Here is a 1,369-nt window from a genome sequence, read left to right on the forward strand (position 1 = left end):
CAATAAAATGTATGGTCAGCCCATCTCCTGCAACCCCATGGGCTGTTTTCGGTAAAGCTGGCTTGCGCTAATGTATCCGGGCTCGTGGTGAGCGTTGCTGTAACAACACTCGGCCCTCGATGAGTAGCCGCTCCCGACTGTCCTGAAAAAACCCTCAGCCTCTGAAGCTGATTTTATTGCCAGGTTCCCAGTCGGGCCGTTTGCCGTTTACTGTCATCAGTCAGTGACGTCGCAAAAGCCGGTGGTAAAGCTGTACGTTCAAGCGTTCGGATGTGGGTCGTACTGGCCGCCTTTGGCCAGTACCGCCCACACGATTCGCGCCAGTTTGTTGGCCAAGGCGCAGGCCACGATGTTGGAGTGTCGGCGTCTCAGCAGGTCTTGAACCCAAGGCCCAAGGGCATCTTCCCGTTGATCGATATGCTGCATGATGGCCCGCGCGCCCTGCACCAAGAGTTGACGTATGTGCTTGTCACCACGCTTGCTGATCCCCAAGAGCACCGTCTTTCCACCCGTCGAGTATTGCCCCGGAACCAGCCCTAACGACGCCGCGAAATCGCGTCCGCTGCGGTAGCGCGAGACATCCCCCACGTCGGCCAATACCGCGCTGGCGGTGATCGGCCCGATACCAGGAATACTCTGCAAACGTTGCCCGGCATCGTCTTCTTTCAACTGTTGCTTCAGGTCGGACTCGATGTCCTTGATCTCATCAGTGAGCTGTTGAATTTGATAATAGAGGCGCATCACCAGGCCCTTGAGACGCCATGGAACCGGGTGTTGAGGATCGTCCAGCAGCGCCGGCACGCGGTGCAAGGCCGTGACACCGATGGGCAGGCTAATCCCGAACTCCAGCAGAAACCCATGAATCTGATTGGTCGCCGCCGTCCGATGCTCAATCAGCGAGCCTCGAACACGGTGCAGGGCAGAAAGCGTTTGCTGCTCTGCCGTTTTGATCGGGCAGAAGCGCATCGTGGGGCGGCTCGCCGCCTCACAGATCGCTTCGGCATCAATGAAGTCGTTTTTGTTACCTTTGACGAACGGCTTGACGTACTGCGGAGCAATCAACTTCACCTCGTGACCCAATGCGCCAATCTCCCGAGCCAACCAGTGGGCGCCACCGCAAGACTCCATCACCACCGTGCAGATGGGTAGCTGCGCCAAACTTCTGAGCAACTGGCCACGGCTCATCTTCTTGCGCAAAACCTGATGGCCTTGGGTGTCCTGGCCATGCAGGTGGAAACTGTGTTTGCCAATGTCGATACCGAGAAGTGTCATCGTGTTCATGAGAGATCCTCCGCCCGAAAACGAGAAAAGCCCTGCAAGCGTAAACCTGCAGGGCTTCTCGGTCAGGCTGACCATCTCATTAAACCCG

Annotated in this window: 1 protein-coding gene; it reads right to left on the reverse strand. The window is 57.3% G+C overall.

Annotated elements, in window-relative coordinates:
• Positions 1–258: 258 nt before the first annotated feature.
• Positions 259–1,281 (reverse strand): IS110 family transposase, encoded by a 1,023-nt coding sequence (locus KGB28_RS01850; protein WP_223441671.1) that lies wholly within the window; start codon positions 1,279–1,281, stop codon positions 259–261.
• Positions 1,282–1,369: the final 88 nt, after the last annotated feature.

It is taken from the genome of Pseudomonas sp. BF-R-19 (genome assembly GCF_019956445.1).
Classification (GTDB): domain Bacteria; phylum Pseudomonadota; class Gammaproteobacteria; order Pseudomonadales; family Pseudomonadaceae; genus Aquipseudomonas; species Aquipseudomonas fluorescens_BH.

What these genes read in the sequence shown, in the direction of transcription:
- KGB28_RS01850 (WP_223441671.1), bottom strand. Translation starts at nt 1,281, where the DNA reads ATGAACACGATGACACTTCTCGGTATCGACATTGGCAAACACAGTTTC.